This window comes from Phaeobacter sp. QD34_24 (genome assembly GCF_028890115.1).
Taxonomy (GTDB): Bacteria; Pseudomonadota; Alphaproteobacteria; order Rhodobacterales; family Rhodobacteraceae; genus Phycobacter.
The window spans coordinates 36434-54808 of sequence record NZ_JARCJD010000008.1; the positions used below are offsets into that span (position 1 = coordinate 36434).

Sequence of the window (18375 nt, forward strand, 5' to 3'; positions counted from 1 at the left end):
ATGCGGCAAGGTAAAAGGGCCGCCCCACGGGGGGACGGCCCTTCGAAAGTTTTCAGGAGGTCGGGTCGGTTAGATCTGCACGGGGCAGCTCAGCCGAGGGGACCACACAGCAAAGGGCTGCCTCAGCAGGCGGACCCTCCGGTTGTTCCAACACCTTGCTCCAATACCTTTCTTGACACTGGATCACCTCCTTTACATTTCTGTTTCCGTTGAATTCAGCGTTGCACGGAATTCCGGATCCGCCAAACAAAAAACGCGGCCCCCGAAAATCGGAGGCCGCGGCTGTTGCATTCTTCAGCAGATTGCAGAGAGGTGGGATCAGGCCGGTTGCGCGGTCAGGCGGTTGACGATTACCCGGAAGGGGATCAGCGCCACCAGGGCCAGCGAGAGTTTCACCATCCAGTCCGCAACCGCCAGGGAGACCCAGAGCGGGGCAACGGGACCGGCGCCCAGGAGCGGCAGCATCTCACCGGCCCAGGAGACATCGTTGGCAGGCTCGATCCAGGACAGCGCACCGGAAAAGGCGATGGTGAAGAAGAGGGCGGTATCGACGCTGGACCCCACTAGGGTCGAGGCCAGCGGCGCACGCCACCATTTGCCTCCGCGCAGGGCGGAGAAGACCGAGATGTCCAGAAGCTGAGCGGTCAGGAAGGCTAGGCCCGAGCCGATGGCGATGCGCAGGGTCACCAGCGGGCCGAATTCGCCGATGATCTGCGTGCCGATGAGCGAGCAGATCACGCCCACGACAAAGCCGATAAAGACAACGCGGCGGGCCGGGCCTTCACCGTAGACACGGTTCATCACATCGGTGACGAGGAAGGCGATCGGATAGGTAAAGGCGCCCCAGGTCAGCCATTGGCCGAACAGGAATTGCACCAGGATGTTGGAGGCCACAACGACGGCGGCCATGGCAAGAATGCCGGGAAGATGGGAACGTGTCATAGATCTGGTCCGTTTTGACAAGGTAGCGGAGACTTGTTGACTTGCCCGGCGCGCACTCGGCGCCCCGGGGATCGGGCCAGTTAGGCCCTTTTGCGGCTTTTGGCAAGGCCGCGTGTGACAATTGCAGTGGGCTCCCGCCCGCCGAGCGGGCCATCGCAGATGACCCATCGGCCGTTGGGCCGGGCAGCGTGCTGTCGCACGCTGCGGGCGCGTTCCTGCCAATCGGGCGGGATCAGTCGGGCAGGCTGTATTCCACCAGCTCGGTGCGCTGCAGGGCGCTGAAATTGTCGTCGGAGATCATCGTTGCGCGCAAGGCTCCGGCCTCGTCGCGCCAGACCGAGACGCCTTCGAGATTGTCATGGGTTCCAAGGGCGGTTTCAAAGAGGGTGATCTCCTGCATCGCGCCGACATCGGTGATGTCCCAGCGGCGCAGGCGGCTGCGAAAGCCGATCAGCATGAATTTCCGCTCCAGCAGATAGAACCGGCCATCGGGGCCGAAATCCGCACCCACCGGCATGAACCCATTGCGGCGCGGCAGGCTGAAGGGCTGGCTCCAGCGCGCACCGTCCCAGCGCCAGACCGGGATTTCGTCATTCTGGTCCGGGGCGTTTTCCGGCAGCGTATAGAGACGGCCCCTGTCATCCATCGCCAGGGCTTCGAGGGATTTGTTCAACGGCAGTTGGCGAAAGGCCTGCGGGCGCGGCAGAACCTTGGCGCGGCTGCTGCCGTTCTTGTGGTGGGCAATGCGCGAGACCCCCTCGAAGGAGATATAGAGGCTGCCGTCAGGCGCGCGAACAAGCCCCTCGCTGTCGACGACCCGTCCTTGCAGCAGGTTCCCGGTCGAGGCCCGCAGGTGGCGCCTTTTGGTGATATGGGCGGCAGTGATCAGACCGGCCTCACGCGTGATCCTGGCGCGGGCCAGCGTGGCCCGGTCGCTGAGCACCACAAGGCGGCGGCCGTTGTCCTGCACCTCGATCCCGGAAAAGCCGCCAAACCACGTGGCGTCCTGACCGGCAGGCGCAGTCCAGGTGAAGGAGGCAAGATGGCGGGCCTGACCTGTTGACTGTCCGCCGCCCGCGCAGGCATAGGCCGCAAGGGTCAGCGCCAGGGCAGGCAACAGCAAGAGGGTCAGTCGGATTGAAGTACGGCGGCGCATTGCCGGGGCAGATCCTTGAGCGTGTAGTCGCGGCGCGGCTTGGGTTTCGGCGCATTGGGATCGCGCGGCTTGGGAGGCGGCGGGTTCAGGATGTCATCTACCCACTTCTGCGCATCGGCGCAGCCATCGCCACGTGGCGGGGGATCTTGATCCACGCAACCTCGGGCGCCGCGCGGACAGTTGAGCCGGACATGGAAATGGTAGTGATGGCCCCACCAGGGGCGGATCTTGCGCAGCCAGCGCCGGTCTCCCTTGGCGTCCTTGCACATCTGCACCTTGGCTCCGGGAAAGACGAAGATCCGCGCCACGCGCTTGTCGCTGGCGGCGGCTTTCAGGATTTCGTGGTGCTGGCGGCTCCAGCTGCCATTCACATAGGCGCCCTTGGCCCGGCGAAGGGAGATCGAGGAGATCTTTTCGCGCTGGGCATGGCTCAGGGTCAGGCGATCCGGCGGCAGCATCCAGATGTCGATATCAAGACCGATCTGGTGGCTGCGATGCCCCGACAGCATCGGCCCGCCGCGCGGCTGGCTGATGTCGCCGATATATAGGCCCTTCCATCCCGGTAGGGTCGCGGCAAACGCGCTGAGGTCGCGGATATAGTCGATGGTCTCCGGATGTCCCCAGTTGCGGTTGCGCGACAGGCGCATGGCCTGCCAGGTGGGGCCGGTTTCCGGCAGCTCGACCGCACCCGCAACGCAGCCCTTGGCATAAGATCCCAGTGGTGCGGGCTTTTGCTGGGATCCGGTTGCCTTGGCGCCGAACAGTTGCTTTGCGGGCGTTTCAGCCGTTGCGGGACCCAGAAGGCCGATCAGGGCAAAACACGTCGCAATCAGCAGTCTCACTTCTGGTCTCCTTCGGCACTCACCCATTTCAACAGAATCAAGCCTAGTACAAAGAGACCGATAACGGGAGTGATCCCGAGGCGCGCGCTGCCGGTCACGGTGGTGGCAACACCGATCAAGGCCGGTGCGAGGAAGGCTGTCGCGCGCCCCGAAAGCCCATAAAGACCAAAGCTTTCCGTGGCTTTGGCCAGATCCGTATGGCGTACCATCAGGCTGCGGCTGGCGGCTTGCAAGATTCCGCCGAAGCCGCCGATCAGCACCCCGCAGCCAAAGAAAACGGCATCCGGCAGGGTGGAGCCCTCGGGTAGGGGTAGTCCGAAGAATTGCTCACGCGACATGGAGACGACGGTGATGCAGACCAGCGTGAGCACCAGGATGGCGACGATGATCACGGGTTTCGGGCCATGGCGCCGGTCCGCCTTGCCGCCCAGCCAGCTGAACAGCGTGGCCGAGATCGCGGCGATGATCCCGAAGATTCCGATCGAGGTGATCGACCAGTCCAGCACCAGGCTCGCATAGACGCCGCCAAAGGCATAAAGCCCGTTGAGCGCATCCCGGTAGAGCATGGAAGAGACCAGGTAGCTGGTCAGGCTGGCGCGATGGCGCAGACCCGAAACCAGATCGATGACCATGCCGACGGCACGACGCAGGCTTGCCCGCTGGCCGGTCGCCTTGTCATCGCGCACCCATAGGAAATAGGGCACCATGAAGACGGCGAACCAGAGGGCCGTCAGAGGACCGACGGATCGGGTGCCTTCCTTTGCCTCTGCATTCAGGCCCAGAATGGGGTCCAGCCCGATCAGGGTCTTGCCGCTCTCCTGTTCCACGAACAACAGGAGCATGATGAAAAGCGCGATCACCCCGCCCAGATAGCCAAAGGCAAAGCCGGAACCGGAGATCGCGCCGACCTCCTCCTTGCTTCCGAGGGAGGGAAGTTGCGAATTGATGAAGATCAGGGCGAATTCGGCGCCGATGAAACCAATGCCGAAGCTGACCAGCATCCACCACAGGTTGCTGCCCGCCGGATCCATATACCAAAGCCCCCAGGCGCCGATCACGTACATCAGGGAAAAGGCCATGATCCAGGGCATCTTGCGCCCCGATATATCCGCCAGCGCCCCCAGGAAAGGCGCGCCGAAGCCGATGAACAGGCCGGTGATGGTCATGCCCAGCGACCAGACGGTCTGCGCCTGTGCCTTGGCGGCCTCTTCTGCCAGCCCCAGGCCAAGGAAATGCTCGGCTGCGACAGCGGCAAAGAAGGGACCAAACACGAAGGTCACCAAGAGCGTGTGATAGGGTTGGCTGGCCCAGTCGAAGAACCACCATCCCCAAATGCGCTTCTTCTGTGAAATCTCTGCCATGTCGCCCATCCCCCGCTGCGGTGTTGCCGCCGATAAGACAGATGCGGGGCGCGCTAGGCAAGCCCCTCTTGCGTCTCTGACATCGGCGGCCAGGGGCGCGTGGCATCCGCCTGGCACCAGCCCTTGATCCAATCGGGCATGGCGGGGCTTTCGTCTCCGTCCTGTCCAACGGCCTGCAGAACCTTGGCCGGGGGCACGATGCCGTTGGCATCCGTCACGGCAGTGCGCAGCATCACGTGGCTGGCGCAGTCTCCGTTTGCTTTCCACATGGACTGTTCCAGGTAGATGAACTTCTCGTCCCAGGCCACGGCGCGGCTGCGCATCTCGAAACGTTCAAAGCCCCGGATGCGGCGGCGAAACCGGACCGAGGTGCCTGCGACGGTCATCCCCCACCGGTTTTGTCGCAAGGCGCCGATCAGCCCGACGCGCTGCGCCAGCATGGTGCGCCCCAGATCATAAAGGGTCATGGCGCGGCCATTGTTCAACTCCAGCCAGATATCCAGATCCCAGGGCCAGCAGATATGGCTGGAGCGATGCACCGCCGTCAGCGGCAGCGGCTCCATGCGGCTGGCCACATAAAGATCCTTCAGAAGGCGCACGATGGGGAACATGGGGCGGGTACTCCGGCTGTTTCGTGATCCTCTTGCCACCCATTTACCGCCCGTCAACCGCAACCTCGCGGAAGGCTTGCGCATCGGGCCGGGGCTGCTTACCTGTTACGCGGCTAACAAAGGGGAATAGGATGCTCTCGCTGTTTCAAATCCTGCTTTTGATCCTGGACATCGTCTGGTTCTTCATCATCGCCCATGTGATCATGAGCTGGCTGATCAATTTCCAGGTGCTGAACCTGCAGCAGCAGTTCGTGGCGCAGATCTGGTATGGTGTGAACCGCCTCCTTGAGCCCCTGTACGCCCCCGTGCGCCGTATCCTGCCCAATATGCAGGGGATCGATCTGGCGCCGCTGGTGGTACTGATCGCGGTCTATGCGCTGCGGATCATCATTCAGAACAACATGGTGATGTTCTACTGATCCCAATGCGCTGCGGGCCGATTGAGGCCCTGACGAAGCGAATTTGACCGGGCGCCTCTTGCCGCCCGAATCGTCCTGTGGGATTGTGTGCGGCGAACCCGAGCAGACACTCCCTTGAGGCCCTCCTTTCGATGACGCAGACGACAGACCTGTCCCGGGCGACCCCGCTGCTGCGCGACATCTTCGGCTTTGATGCCTTTCGCCCCGGCCAGGAAGAGATCGTCGATGCAGTGACCGCAGGCGAGAATGTCTTGGCGATCATGCCGACGGGGGGCGGGAAATCCCTGTGCTACCAACTGCCTGCGCTGCTGCGCGAGGGGATCACAGTGGTGATCTCGCCGTTGATTGCCCTGATGCGCGACCAGGTGCGGGCGCTTGAGGAGGCGGGCGTCTGCGCAGGCGCACTGACCTCGGGCAATACCGAGGAAGAGACCGAAGCCGTCTGGGAGGCGATCGAGGCGGGGCGCTTGAAGCTATTGTACATGGCGCCGGAACGTCTGGCCTCGGGGGCGGCGATGGGCATGCTGCGGCGGATCGGGGTCAGCCTGATTGCCGTGGACGAGGCCCATTGCGTCAGCCAGTGGGGCCATGATTTCCGCCCCGACTACCTGCGCATTGGGGAACTCCGCCGCGCGCTGGGCGTGCCCTTGGCGGCCTTTACCGCGACGGCGGATCAGGAAACCCAGGAAGAGATCGTTCAGAAACTGTTCGATGGGGAGGCGCCGCGGGCCTTCCTGCGCGGCTTTGACCGGCCCAATATCCACCTGGCCTTTGGCGCCAAGGACGGGCCGCGCCGCCAGATCCTCGACTTTGCCGCGGCGCGCAAGGGGCAGTCCGGGATTGTCTACTGCGGCACCCGCGCCAAGACCGAGGCGCTTGCTGCCGCCCTGCGCGAGGCGGGCCATGTGGCCTGCCACTATCATGGCGGCATGGAGGCCGAGGACCGGCGCATCGTGGAGACGCGGTTCGCGCGCGAGGATGGGCTGATCGTGGTGGCGACGGTGGCCTTTGGCATGGGAATCGACAAGCCAGATATCCGCTGGGTCGCCCATGCGGATCTGCCCAAGAGCATCGAGGCCTATTACCAGGAAATCGGCCGCGCGGGGCGGGATGGGGCACCGGCTGAGACGCTTACCCTGTTCGGCCCCGAGGACATTCGCCTGCGCCGCAGCCAGATCGACGAAGGCATGGCGCCGCCCGAACGGCGGGCGGCGGATCATGCGCGGCTCAATGCGCTTCTGGGGCTGGCCGAGGCGCTGACATGCCGTCGCCAGACGCTGCTCTCCTATTTCGGCGAAGAGACCGCGCCTTGCGGCAATTGCGATCTTTGCGACAGCCCGGTTGAGGTCTTTGACGGCACCACGGCGGTGCGCAAGGCGCTGTCGGCGATTCTGCGCACGCAGGAGACCTATGGCACGGGCCACCTGATCGACATCCTGCGCGGCACCGAGACAGACCGGGTGCGGGCCAAGCGTCATGACGAGCTGTCGGTCTTTGGCTGTGGCAAGGAATACGGCAAGCCCCAGTGGCAGGCGGTGTTCCGGCAGATGATGGGCCACGACCTGGTGCGCCCGGACCCCGAACGCCACGGCGCCTTGCGCATGACCGAGGCGGCCCTGCCGGTGCTGCGCGGCGAGGCGGAGATTGCCTTGCGCAGGGATACGATCAAGTCCGCCGCGCGCCGCCCGGCGGTGAAGGCGCTGGTCTCGGATGAGGATGCGCCGCTCCTGTCGGCGCTGAAGGCGAAACGCCGCGCGCTGGCCGAGGCGCAGAAGGTGCCCGCCTATGTGATCTTCCCGGATCGCACCCTGATCGAGATGGCCGAGCAGCGCCCCGAGAGCCTGGATCAGATGGCCCGGATCAGCGGCGTCGGAGCCAAGAAGCTGGAGCGCTATGGAGAGGCCTTCCTTTCGGTGATCACCGGTGCGGTGGAGCAACTCCATCCGCAGCGGCGCAAGCTGGCAGCGCGGGCCGGGGCCGGCTCGGTCTATGATGCGCTGTTGGAGGCGCAGGGACAGCTTGCGCGCGGGGAGTGCGGCACCTTGAAGCCTCTCAGCTGTTCGGCGTCACTTTTGGCGAAGGTGGCACAGTTGCGCCCCGAGGATGAGGCCGGGCTTGAACGGCTCTTGGGGGAGCGCCGCGCGCAACGTTTCGCGGCGGCGTTTCTGGACGTCTTGCGCGGCGCGGGCTAAGTCTGGCCCAGAACAGAGCGAGGATCAGAGATGCTGGTAGTGGTTTCCCCTGCAAAGAAGCTGGACTGGGCAGAGCGCGGCATGGAGATGACCGCGCCCGTATTCCAGGAGGACGCGGCGCGTCTGAACGCGGTCGCGCGGGAGCTCACGGTGGCTGACCTCATGAAGCTGATGCATATCAGCGAGGATCTGGCCAAGCTGAACTACGACCGGTTCCGCAGTTTCGAAGACGCGCCTGCATCCGAGGCGCTGCGCCCTGCGGCGCTGGCCTTTGCGGGAGACACCTACCAGGGGCTGGAAGCCGCATCCCTGGATGACGAGGAGATGACCTGGGCGCAGGATCACTTCCGCATCCTGTCTGGCCTTTATGGCGTCCTGCGGCCCATGGACGGGATGCAGCCCTACCGGCTGGAGATGGGATCGCGGCTGAAGAACGAACGCGGCAAGAACCTTTATGACTACTGGGGCAGCCAGATCGCAGAGGCGCTGAACGCCCAGGCCGAGGAGACCGGCAGCGATATCCTGGTGAACTGTGCCAGCCAGGAGTATTTTGGCGCCGTGGATCTCAAGGCGCTGAAGCCAAAGGTGATCACGCCGGTTTTCATGGAGATGAAGAACGGCACCCCCAAGGTGGTCAGCTTCTATGCCAAACGGGCGCGGGGGGCGATGGCACGCTATATCATCCAGCACCGATTGGAAGATGCAGAGTCCCTGACGGATTTCGACACTGGCGGCTATGCCTATCAACCGGACATGTCGGAGCCGGACAAACCGGTCTTCCTGCGCGGCTGATGGCTGCCGCTACGCCGCGGGACTGATGTCGATCGGCTGAACATCCTGCGGCATGTTTTCCTCGATCCGTTCGAGAATCAGAGCCTTGCGCAGAGGTTTGGTGAGGTAGTGATCCAGGCCTGCCGCCAGGATGCCCTCGGAATCTCCGGTCATGGCATGGGCGGTCAGGGCAACGATGGGAACGTGCTGCCCGGTGCTTTCTTCCAGCTTGCGGATCTCGCCAGTGGCCTGTTTTCCGTCCATGATCGGCATGGAGATATCCATGAAGATAAGGTCAGGCTGGAAGGTCTGATATGCCTCGACGGCTTCGACGCCATTGTTGGCGAATTGCAGGTCGATATTGATGTTTTTGAGCATCTTGCGGAAGACCAACTGGTTGGTCTTGTTGTCTTCCGCAGCCAGCACCCGCATCTGCCGTGGCCCGGCAGGAATGACGGCACTGTCATCTGCGGCAGCCTCCTCGGTGTTCGGTGTCACCGCCTTGGCGTTGTCCGCCGCATAGGCTTCCTCAAGGGTCAACTCACCCGGCGCTTCGGCGAGCGGAGCCGCCTCTGGAGCCGCCTCGGGGGGCGACAGGCGTGTTCCGATTTCAGCCAGTTTTTCGAAAAGCTCGTCGCGGGGGGTCGGCTTTTGCAGGATATCGAAATGCAGGTCCTCGATATCGGCATCCTGAACCGTATGCGGATTCGAACTGAGCAACAGGAAGGGGACTTGGTTCCAGCCCCCCGCCCGTAGGTTTCGGACCATCTGAACGCCACCACCACCGGGTACGTTGTGTTCGCAGATGACCAGGTCGATGTCTGCGCTCATCACATCCATGGCGCTTGCGATGCTCTGGGCGGCGACCACATCAATGCCGCGCAGCATGAACTGACGCTGCAGGATTTCGCAGTTCAGCTGCAGGTCGTCCACCAGCAGAACGCGTTTCAGGCTATTGGGCACCTCTGGCACCGAGGATTGCGCCCCTTGCGGCGTGGGCATGGGCAGGCGGAAACCGAAACAGGATCCCTCGCCTTCCTCGCTTTCGACCCAGATTTCGCCGCCCATCATGTCGATCAGCCGTTTCGAGATCGCCAGGCCCAGGCCGGTCCCCTCGAATTTGCGGTTGCGCTCATCCTCGACCTGATTGAATTCGCCGAAGATGTGATCGATCTTCTCGGCGGGAATGCCGATCCCCGTGTCCTCGATGGTGACGTGAACGGAGCTTTGATTGCTTTCCTTCTCGGCCAGCCCGGTGACGCGCAGGGTGACATGCCCCTCCTTGGTGAATTTCACCGCGTTGCCCACAAGGTTGGTCAGAACCTGCCGGATGCGGCCCGGGTCACCGACAAACCGGGTCGGCAGGAAAATGTCGTAATCCACCAATAGAGCCAGGCCCTTGTCCCGCGCGGTGGGCTGCAGAAGCATGACCACCTCGTGAATGCAGCGCTCCAGGTCAAAGGGTTCGGGGTGCAGCGCCATCTTGTCGGCTTCGATCTTGGAGTAATCGAGCACATCGTTGATGATCACCAGCAGCGCTTCGCCGGAGTTCTTGATGGTGTTGGCGTAGAGGCGCTGCTCTTCGCTCAGTTCGGTATCGCTCAGGAGTTCCGCCATGCCGATCACGCCGTTCATGGGCGTGCGGATCTCGTGGGACATATTGGCAAGGAAGGCGGATTTGGCGCGGTTGGCGCTTTCGGCCCGTTCGCGTGCGGTGCGCAGTTCCTCTTCGTAGCGCACCGATGCGGTGATATCGAGCGCCAGGCTCACCACGTCGCCCCCCTGTCCGCGCTGGTCAAGCAGGCGCAGGAAGCGATCGTCCCACATTTGGATGATCACCGGTTCCGGCTTCAGGGACATCCAGCGGTCGGTCATCATGGCGCGCCAATCGGACGGCTTCATTTCGCCGGTGTTGACCAATCCTTCGTCGGTCAGGATCTGCAGGATCCGCACATAAGAGACACCGGGGCTGATCTCCTCCAGCCCGTCAAAGATATTGAGGTAGGCGGTATTCGCGCCGATCAACCGGCTGTCGGCATCAAAGAAGGCAAAGCCGTCCTGGAAGGCCTGGATCGAATGCCACAGACGGCGTTCCGCCTGTTCGATCTTCTCGTTCGCCATGCTGAGGTCGGATTTGACCTTGGCGTTCTCGTCGCGGGTCTTGGCCACTTCGGCCTGGGTTTCGCCGATCTGGCGGGTCAGAGCGAGCGCGTGTCGGCCGAGCTTGCGATTCGCAGCGGTCAGTTCGGCCTGCTTGAGTTCAAGCAGCCGTTCTGCCGCCAGGCGCGCCCGGCGTTCCTCAGCGAGTTTTTCGGCAAGGTTCATCCCTGCGTGCTCCAACCACTTCCTATCGGCATGCAACGCCGTGGCCTGAAATACGGCGACGGGTATGCCTGCCTTCGGTGTTACGATGGGAAACCTTGCTATGGCGTTAAGCCCGTGCCAGCTTAGCCCTATTAGGAGGGTGCCATGTTGCGTCGATTTATTGCTGTTTTGCTACCGCTATTGGGGATTTTTTCAGGGGCTGTAGAGGCCGGGTCAGACCGGGTTTTGCCACAGGTCAGGTACCAGTCCTTTGCCGATACCGATTACTACGGCTCGGATCTGCAGGCCCTGTTCGACACGGATCTGAATTCCTGCATCAGGGCCTGTACGGCGCAGGATGCCTGTGTGGGGTTTGCCTATAACAGGAAGGCCAACGCGTGTTTTCCGAAGTCGGATATGAAAGAGCCGACCCCCTATGAGGGCGCCATTTCCGCGCTGAAACATGCGGTTCCCGAAGTCCTGCAGGCGGCGGCGCGCCAACGGGCCGATGCGCTGCAGGTCCTGCGGGAACAGGATTTTCGGGCGGCCTTGCAGCAGGCCTCCGATATCGGGCTGCGATATCCCGCGCGGGGCGGCAGCCTTGAGGATATGATCCGGGCTGGCCGCGCCCAGGCGCGCGCAGGCAATGTCCAAAGCGCGCTTGGCTGGCTCAGTGCCGCGGTGGCGATCAGTGACGACCCTGCCCTGTGGGGCGAGACTTCGGCCCTGTGGTTGCGATTCGCAGCGCAAAGCAACCGTGAAACGCGCAGCAAGCGGCAACAGGCGCTGTCGGCGGCCTTGAACGGCTATCTTCGTGCCGAAAGGTCGGTGTCCCAGGCCGAAGCCCTGGTCCAGGCGGCGCGGGCGCTCGAAACGCTTGGCCGGGGGCGCGATATGTTGTCCGTCTTGCGTCTGGCGCAGGATCTGGCGCCGCGCCCGCAAACGGCTGCGCTGCTTGATGAGGCAATCGGCAAATACGGGTTTCGCGTCACCGACAGCACTGTCGAAAGCGACACCGCCGCCCCGCGCATCTGCGTGGAGTTTTCCGAGGATCTGGCGCGCAATGGTGTGAATTACGGCGATTACGTCAAGGGGATGGAGCCGGGCCTTGCGGTGGAGGCCAGCGGCCGTCAGCTGTGCTTGGACGGTATCGAACATGGGCAGCGTTATCGCATTGCCCTGCGGCGCGGTCTGCCCGCCGCCAGCGGCGAGGCGCTGATCCGCGAGGTGGAACTCAGCCACTATGTGCGCGACCGTGCCCCGGTGGTGCGTTTTCCGGGCCGCGCCTACGTCTTGGCAAAATCCGATCAGGTGGCCCTGCCGGTGGAGACCGTCAACCTGCGTGAGGTCGACCTACAACTGCGCCGGGTCAGCGACCGCAACCTGCTGCGCACCCTGCAGGAGGGGTATTTCGGACGTCCGCTGTCGCATTGGCAGGACGAATACTTCGCCTCCGACATCGGGGAGGAGGTCTGGAGCGGCACGGCCCGCGTTCAGGACGATCTGAACCGCGATATGACCACCAGGCTCCCCTTGGCCGACGTGTTGGCTGATCGACCGGTAGGGATCTATGCGCTGACCGCCCGCGTTCCGGGGGCGGATCCCTATGACGACCCCGGAGCCACCCAGTGGTTTGTGCTCACCGACCTTGGGCTTTCCACCATGTCCGGTGCCGATGGGCTGCATGTACAGGTCCAGGGACTGTCGGATGCCAAACCTCGCGCCGGGGTGGAAGTGACGCTGATTTCCAACGCCAATGCGGTGCTGGCGACGGCTGAAAGCGATGCGACAGGCTATGCCAGATTTGCGCCTGGTCTGTCCCGTGGGCGCGGTGCCTCGGCCCCGGCCATGGTCGTGGCGAAACAGGGTGACGCTGATTTTTCCTTTCTATCTCTGAAGGATGCGGCATTTGACCTGTCAGATCGTGGCGTGGAAGGACGCCCGGCCCCGGGGCCGGTGGATGTCTTCCTGGCCACAGACCGGGGCGCCTACCGGGCCGGGGAGGTGATCCATGTCACCGCCCTGACCCGTGACAGCCGCGCCCAGGCCATAGAGGATCTGCCTCTGACCGCGATCCTGCATCGCCCCGATGGGGTGGAGTACAGCCGCCATGTCTCTGAGGGCGGTCGGGTTGGTGGGCATGTGCTGGCCCTACCGATCGGTCAGTCTGCACCACGCGGCACCTGGCGTCTGGATCTGAAAACCGATCCCAAGGGGCCCGCGCTGGCCACGCGCCAGATCCTGGTCGAAGATTTCCTGCCCGAGCGGATCGATTTTGAACAGGATGTGGCAAACGCCGATGCTCTGGTGCCGGGAGAGGCGGCGCAGCTGACGATCTCGGCCCGCTATCTGTTTGGTGCGCCGGGCAGCGGATTGACCATCGACGGCGATCTGCGCCTTGCCGCCCGCGACACGGTCGAAGGCTGGCCCGGCTACCGCTTTGGCCGCTATGACGCGCAATCGAACCCGCAGCGCGCCTACTTTGGCGGTCAACAGACCGATGCCTCCGGAGAGGCCTCCTTTGTGGTCTCCCTGCCCGCGGCGGCGGCCGAGGGCAAACCGATGCAGGCCACATTCGTCACCCGGCTGATGGATGGCGCCGCGCGCCCGGTGGAGCGCGAGCTGACCCTGCCCGTGCGCCCCGCCACTCCGGTGATTGGCATCCGCCCCCTGTTTGAGGATGTGGTGGGCGAAGGCAGCGCGGCTGGGTTCGAGGTGATTGCCCTCGGCCCCGACCTTGTGCCGCAGCCGATGCATGTGAAATGGACCCTGAACCGGGTCGAGACGCACTATCAGTGGTATCAGCTTTATGGCAACTGGAACTGGGAGCCGACCACCCGCCGCAGCCGCATCGCAACGGGCGAGGCAACGCTAGGCAGCACGCCGCTGCAGATTTCGGAACCGGTGGACTGGGGCCGCTATGAACTGGTGATCGAACGGCTGGATGGCGCGCCTGTTTCGGCTGCGCTGGATTTCTACGCGGGCTGGCATGCCCCTGCCGATGCCGCCGCCACGCCCGACCGGCTGGACCTGTCGCTGGATGCAGACAGCTATCAGCCCGGCGATACCGCGCGGCTGCGCATCGTGCCACGCGCCGCTGGAACGGCACTGATCTCGGTGGTGTCCAACCGGCTGATCGAACGCAGGGCGGTCGAAGTGCCCGAAGGCGAGACGACGATCCCCCTGAGTGTGACCGAAGACTGGGGCAGCGGCGCCTATGTGACCGCAACCGTGCTGCAACCGGTGACTGGCAAGCAGAGCCGCACGCCCGCTCGCGCATTGGGGCTTGCCCATGCCAAGGTGGCCCAGCCGGGACAGGAGCTGTCGGTGACGATCGAGGTTCCCGAAGTTGCACGGCCACGTGGCAGTGAAATGGCGCGGGTGCGCGTGGACGGGGCCGAAGCGGGCGAAGAGGTCTGGCTGACCGTCGCTGCTGTCGATCTGGGTATCCTGAACCTGACCGGTTTCCAAAGCCCCGATCCCGCTGCGCATTACCACGGGCAGCGGCGGCTGGGGATGGAGCTGCGCGATCTTTACGGGCGGCTGATCGATCCTGGCAATGGCGCCATGGGACAGGTGCGCTCGGGCGGGGATGCGGACAGGGGCATGCGCATGCAATCACCGCCGCCGACGCAGGATCTGGTGGCACTCTTCTCCGGACCCTTGCAGCTGGGCGCCGATGGCACGGCGCTGTTCAAGGTGGATCTGCCCGCCTTCAACGGAACCGTGCGGCTGATGGCAGTGGCCTGGTCGGGCCGGGCGGTTGGGCAGGCAGAGGCAGACATGCTGGTGCGCGATCCGGTGGTGGTCACGGCATCCGTGCCGCGCTTCCTGGCACCGGGAGATCAAAGTCGCGCCCGTATCGAGGTGGTGCATGCGGATGGCCCTGCCGGTGTCATGCCCCTGTCGGTCCGCGCGATCGGAGAGGGGCTGGCTCTTGGCAGCCTGCCCGCTTCGGTCACCCTGGCCGATCAGGGCAAGGCGGTGCTGGAACTGCCACTCAGCGGGTTGAGCGTTGGCGATCCTGAAATCGAGCTGACGCTCACCACGCCCGCCGGGCTGCCGCTGACCCAGCGGTTGCGTCTGCCGGTGCGGGCCAATGACCCTGCCGTGGCGCAAACCCGGCGCTTCCGTCTGGCGGCTGGCGACAGTTTCCAGTTCAGCGAGGATGTCTTTGCAGGTCTCAGACCTGGGACAGCCCGGGCGGTTCTGTCTGGCGGACCCTTGGCGAAGCTCAATGTGCCGGGGCTTCTGGCGCAGCTGGATCGCTACCCCTATGGCTGCACCGAGCAGGTGACCTCCACCGCCATGCCCCTGCTTTATCTGTCTTCGGTGGCAGAGGCCGCGGGACTGGGCAATGGTCCCGCCGTAAACGCGCGTATCGATGCGGCCATTCGCAAGGTGCTGACGCGGCAGGCCAGCAATGGCGCCTTTGGCCTGTGGCGCGCCGAAAGCGGCGATTTCTGGCTCGATGCCTATGCCAGCGATTTCCTGTCCCGCGCCCGCGCGCAGGGCCATGAAGTGCCGGATCAGGCCTTTGCCCAGGCGATGGACAATCTGCGCAACCGCATCAACTACGCTCCGGATTTCGATGATGGTGGCGAGGACGTGGCCTATGCGCTGTTTGTGCTGGCCCGCGAAGGCGCCGCCGCCATGGGAGACCTGCGCTATTATGTCGATGTGAAGGCAGGCGATTTCGCCACTCCGCTGGCCGCGGCTCAGCTTGGGGCTGCCCTTGCGGCCTATGGCGACCAGCCGCGCGCGGATCGGATGTTTGCCCGCGCCGCACAGATGCTGGGTCGCAGCGGGGCAGAGACGCCGATCTGGCGGGTCGATTATGGCACCCATCGCCGCGACGCTGCCGCCGTTCTGGCCCTGGCCAGCGAAGCGGGCAGTGCTGCCGTCAGCCGCGACTACCTGCTGGCCCGCGTGACAGAAGACGGCTCCACCATGTCCACACAGGAGGCCGCCTGGACTCTTCTTGCGGCGCAGGCGCTGGTGTCAAATCCCGAGGACAGTGGACTGTTGGTCAATGGGCAAAGCGTCAGCGGTGCTTTCGTGGAGATCCTGGATAGCGGCAGCGGAGCCGTTCCCAAGTCGATCTCTGCGGCTTCGGGGCGCAGCGCCGAGATCACCCTCACCACCATGGGAGTGCCAGAACTGTCTCCGCAGGCAGGCGGCTATGGCTACACCCTGCGGCGTGAGTATTACACACTGGAGGGCGCGCCGATCGAGAGCCTGAGCTTTGAAACCGGCGCGCGCTTCGTCACGGTACTGACCGTCATCCCGCATGAGCAGACCGGTGCCCGGTTGATGGTAGATGATCCGCTGCCCGCCGGGGTGGAGATCGACAACCCGAACCTGTTGCGCTCGGGCGATCTGCGGGATCTGGACTGGCTGAAGCTGAGTGAGGCGAGGCATGCCGAGTTCCGCTCCGACCGGTTCCTGGCGGCGGTGGATATCGGCGGCAGCCGGACTGTGACCCTGGCCTATGTGGCGCGCGCGGTGACGCCGGGCAGCTTCCATCATCCGGCGGCCTCGGTCGAGGATATGTACCGCCCGGCCTATCGTGCCCATACTGCGGCGGGCCGGGTCGAGGTCCGGTGAGACGCAGGCGCGCCTTCGCCTCGGCATTTACCGGCCGGTCAGCATGGGCGCACCTGTCGTTGCTGTGCCTGGCCCTGGCCGTGGTTCTGGGGATTGGCTGGCGACAGTTTGATGCCTGGGTTGCCCGCACCGAATTGCCGCTGACCCTGGCAGAGATCTCGGTTGAGGTGGTGGATCGTGAGGGCCAGCTCTTGCGTGTCTATCCGGTGGAGGATGGCATCTGGCGCATGGGGGTGCGCCTTGACCGGGTGGATCCGGGCTTCATCGAGATGCTGATCGCCTATGAGGATCACCGGTTCCGGTCTCATTCCGGCGTCGATGCCCTGGCGCTGATGCGCGCTGCGGGGCAGGCCCTGCGCCATGGCCGGGTGATCTCGGGCGGGTCGACCCTGACGATGCAATTGGCGCGGTTGCTGGAGGATGGCCCCACCGGGCGCTGGTCCGGCAAGCTGCGGCAGATCCGCCTGGCGCTGGCGCTGGAGCGGCGCCTCAGCAAAGACGAGATCCTGACGCTCTACCTCACCCATGCGCCCTATGGTGGCAATATCGAGGGGCTGCGGGCGGCAACTCATGTCTGGTTCGGCAAGGAGCCGCGGCGCCTGACCCCGGCAGAGGCGGCGCTGCTGGTGGCCCTGCCGCAGTCGCCCGAGGGCCGCCGCCCGGATCGTGCACCAGAGGCGGCAAGGGCCGCGCGGGCACAGGTTCTGTCCCGCATGGCATCGCGCGGGGTTCTGGATCAGGAAGAACGCGCAACGGCTGCCCGGGCGCGCCTGCCTCACCAGATGGCCCCGATGCCCCGGCTTGCGCCGCATCTGGCGGATCGTGTTCTGTCTGAAACGCCCGGTGCGCAGCGGGTTTCGCTGACCATAAGGGCCGATCTGCAGGCTCGAATGGAGCAGTTGATTGAGGCTGCCGCCCGGCGCGCCGGGGAGCGGTTGTCAGCGGCGCTGATCGTGGCGGATCATCACAGCGGCGAGATCCTCGCCTCGGTCGGATCGCCCGGATACCGGGATGAGGGGCGGCAGGGGTTTGTCGATATGACGCAGGCGCTGCGCTCTCCTGGGTCGACCCTGAAACCGCTGATCTACGGGCTGGCCTTTGATCAGGGGTTGGTTCACCCGGAGACCCTGATTCATGACGGGCCGGTGGATTTTGACGGCTACGCGCCGCAGAATTTTGACGGGGCCTTTCGCGGCGACCTGAGGGTGCGGGAGGCCCTGCAGCTGTCGTTGAACATCCCGGTGGTGAAGCTGACGCGCGAGCTGGGTCCGGCCCAGGTAATGGCAGCGCTGCGTCGTGGCGGCACCGATCCCCGGCTGCCGGGCGGTGCACCGGGGCTGGCGATTTCGCTTGGCGGCGCGGGCCTCACCTTGCAGGATCTGGTGCAGCTCTATGTCGGCTTCGCCGCGGGGGGGCAGGGGCCTGACTTGCGGGGCCAGACCAATGGGGCGCGGGATGAACGCCCGCGCATGATCTCCGATGTGGCGGCCTGGCATTTGGGGGATATCCTGCGCGACCTGGCGCCGCCGCCGGGCGCGCGGGCGGGGGTGCTGGCCTATAAGACCGGCACATCCTATGGCCACCGCGATGCCTGGGCGCTGGGCTGGGACGGGCGCCATGTGATCGGTGTCTGGCTGGGGCGGGCCGATGGTACTCCCGTGCCCGGCGCCTTTGGGGGCGACCTGGCCGCCCCCATCCTGTTCGAGGCCTTCGGCCTGCTGAAACCCGCATTCGACCCGCTGCCGCCGCCACCTGCCGCGACGTTGATCCTGTCCGCTGCCGAACTGCCCGCGCCCCTGCGCCGGTTTAGATCCCGGGATGCGGTATTCGCACCTGCGGCCGATGCACCGCAACTGCTGTTCCCGCCGGATGGCGCCCGGCTTGCGCTCGACGGGCAGACCCTGCCGCTCAAACTGCGCGGCGGGCAGGCGCCCTTTGTCGTGCTGGCGGATGGCAAGCCGGTCCTGAGCGGGGCCCAGCTTCGCGAGTTTGAAATTCCCAGTCCCGGTCAGGGGTTTTCCGATGTGGTTGTGGTCGATGCGCAGGGCCGCGCAGCCCGCGCGACAGTTCAAATCGATCAGTAGTCTTGCAGGGTGTCCCCGCCGGGTTGGCGCGGCCGACTTGCGATACAGTCAGCGCCGTGCTTGCACGGCGCCGGGCCCAACTGGAG

11 protein-coding genes are annotated in these 18375 nt (G+C 64.7%); 5 read left to right on the top strand and 6 right to left on the bottom strand.

Translation table 11 applies throughout. The features are described from left to right. Positions 1–318: 318 nt before the first annotated feature. From PXK07_RS08270 to PXK07_RS08290, 5 genes are all read right to left on the bottom strand, one after another. Entirely contained in the window at positions 319–942 is a 624-nt protein-coding gene (locus tag PXK07_RS08270; RefSeq protein ID WP_274847745.1) for a queuosine precursor transporter, read from the bottom strand. Between the two features lie 232 nt (positions 943–1174). After that, complete coding sequence (locus PXK07_RS08275; RefSeq protein ID WP_274847746.1) at positions 1175–2098, bottom strand: esterase-like activity of phytase family protein; 924 nt, start codon at positions 2096–2098, stop codon at positions 1175–1177. Then, on the bottom strand, positions 2071–2931 hold the full coding sequence (gene mepA, locus PXK07_RS08280) for a penicillin-insensitive murein endopeptidase (RefSeq protein WP_274847862.1): 861 nt from the start codon (positions 2929–2931) through the stop codon (positions 2071–2073). Before mepA ends, PXK07_RS08275 begins: the two co-directional genes overlap by 28 nt. A gap of 5 nt (positions 2932–2936) precedes the next feature. Beyond that, positions 2937–4301, bottom strand: a complete 1365-nt coding sequence (locus tag PXK07_RS08285) for an MFS transporter (RefSeq protein ID WP_274847747.1) — start codon at positions 4299–4301, stop codon at positions 2937–2939. Positions 4302–4354: 53 nt separating this feature from the next. Further along, a complete protein-coding gene (locus PXK07_RS08290; protein ID WP_274847748.1) occupies positions 4355–4912 on the bottom strand; it encodes an acyl-CoA thioesterase in 558 nt (185 codons plus the stop codon). 131 nt (positions 4913–5043) lie between these two features. Between PXK07_RS08290 and PXK07_RS08295 the strand changes: the two genes are divergently transcribed. The 3 genes from PXK07_RS08295 (at position 5044) to yaaA (ending at position 8315) form a co-directional block, all read left to right on the top strand. Then, positions 5044–5331, top strand: a complete 288-nt coding sequence (locus tag PXK07_RS08295; protein ID WP_274847749.1) for a YggT family protein — start codon at positions 5044–5046, stop codon at positions 5329–5331. Between the two features lie 131 nt (positions 5332–5462). Then, the gene (gene recQ, locus PXK07_RS08300) at positions 5463–7523 is read left to right on the top strand and encodes a DNA helicase RecQ (RefSeq protein ID WP_274847750.1); all 2061 of its coding nucleotides are present in this window, start codon (positions 5463–5465) and stop codon (positions 7521–7523) included. A gap of 30 nt (positions 7524–7553) precedes the next feature. Next, positions 7554–8315 (top strand): peroxide stress protein YaaA, encoded by a 762-nt coding sequence (gene yaaA, locus PXK07_RS08305; RefSeq protein ID WP_274847751.1) that lies wholly within the window; start codon positions 7554–7556, stop codon positions 8313–8315. Between the two features lie 9 nt (positions 8316–8324). Here yaaA and PXK07_RS08310 read toward each other — a convergent pair whose 3' ends face one another. Beyond that, positions 8325–10619, bottom strand: coding sequence for a response regulator (locus PXK07_RS08310; protein WP_274847752.1), 2295 nt, complete (start codon positions 10617–10619; stop codon positions 8325–8327). Positions 10620–10763: 144 nt separating this feature from the next. Here PXK07_RS08310 and PXK07_RS08315 point away from each other — a divergent pair, with 144 nt between their 5' ends. Together PXK07_RS08315 and pbpC are read left to right on the top strand one after the other, a co-directional pair. Then, positions 10764–16205 (top strand): alpha-2-macroglobulin family protein, encoded by a 5442-nt coding sequence (locus PXK07_RS08315; protein ID WP_274847754.1) that lies wholly within the window; start codon positions 10764–10766, stop codon positions 16203–16205. Between the two features lie 68 nt (positions 16206–16273). Then, entirely contained in the window at positions 16274–18289 is a 2016-nt protein-coding gene (gene pbpC, locus PXK07_RS08320) for a penicillin-binding protein 1C (protein WP_446728364.1), read from the top strand. Positions 18290–18375 lie beyond the last annotated feature (86 nt).

What these genes read in the sequence shown, in the direction of transcription:
- PXK07_RS08270 (WP_274847745.1), bottom strand. Translation starts at nt 942, where the DNA reads ATGACACGTTCCCATCTTCCCGGCATTCTTGCCATGGCCGCCGTCGTT.
- PXK07_RS08275 (WP_274847746.1), bottom strand. Translation starts at nt 2,098, where the DNA reads ATGCGCCGCCGTACTTCAATCCGACTGACCCTCTTGCTGTTGCCTGCC.
- PXK07_RS08285 (WP_274847747.1), bottom strand. Translation starts at nt 4,301, where the DNA reads ATGGCAGAGATTTCACAGAAGAAGCGCATTTGGGGATGGTGGTTCTTC.
- PXK07_RS08290 (WP_274847748.1), bottom strand. Translation starts at nt 4,912, where the DNA reads ATGTTCCCCATCGTGCGCCTTCTGAAGGATCTTTATGTGGCCAGCCGC.
- PXK07_RS08295 (WP_274847749.1), top strand. Translation starts at nt 5,044, where the DNA reads ATGCTCTCGCTGTTTCAAATCCTGCTTTTGATCCTGGACATCGTCTGG.
- recQ (WP_274847750.1), top strand. Translation starts at nt 5,463, where the DNA reads ATGACGCAGACGACAGACCTGTCCCGGGCGACCCCGCTGCTGCGCGAC.
- yaaA (WP_274847751.1), top strand. Translation starts at nt 7,554, where the DNA reads ATGCTGGTAGTGGTTTCCCCTGCAAAGAAGCTGGACTGGGCAGAGCGC.
- PXK07_RS08310 (WP_274847752.1), bottom strand. Translation starts at nt 10,619, where the DNA reads ATGAACCTTGCCGAAAAACTCGCTGAGGAACGCCGGGCGCGCCTGGCG.
- PXK07_RS08315 (WP_274847754.1), top strand. Translation starts at nt 10,764, where the DNA reads ATGTTGCGTCGATTTATTGCTGTTTTGCTACCGCTATTGGGGATTTTT.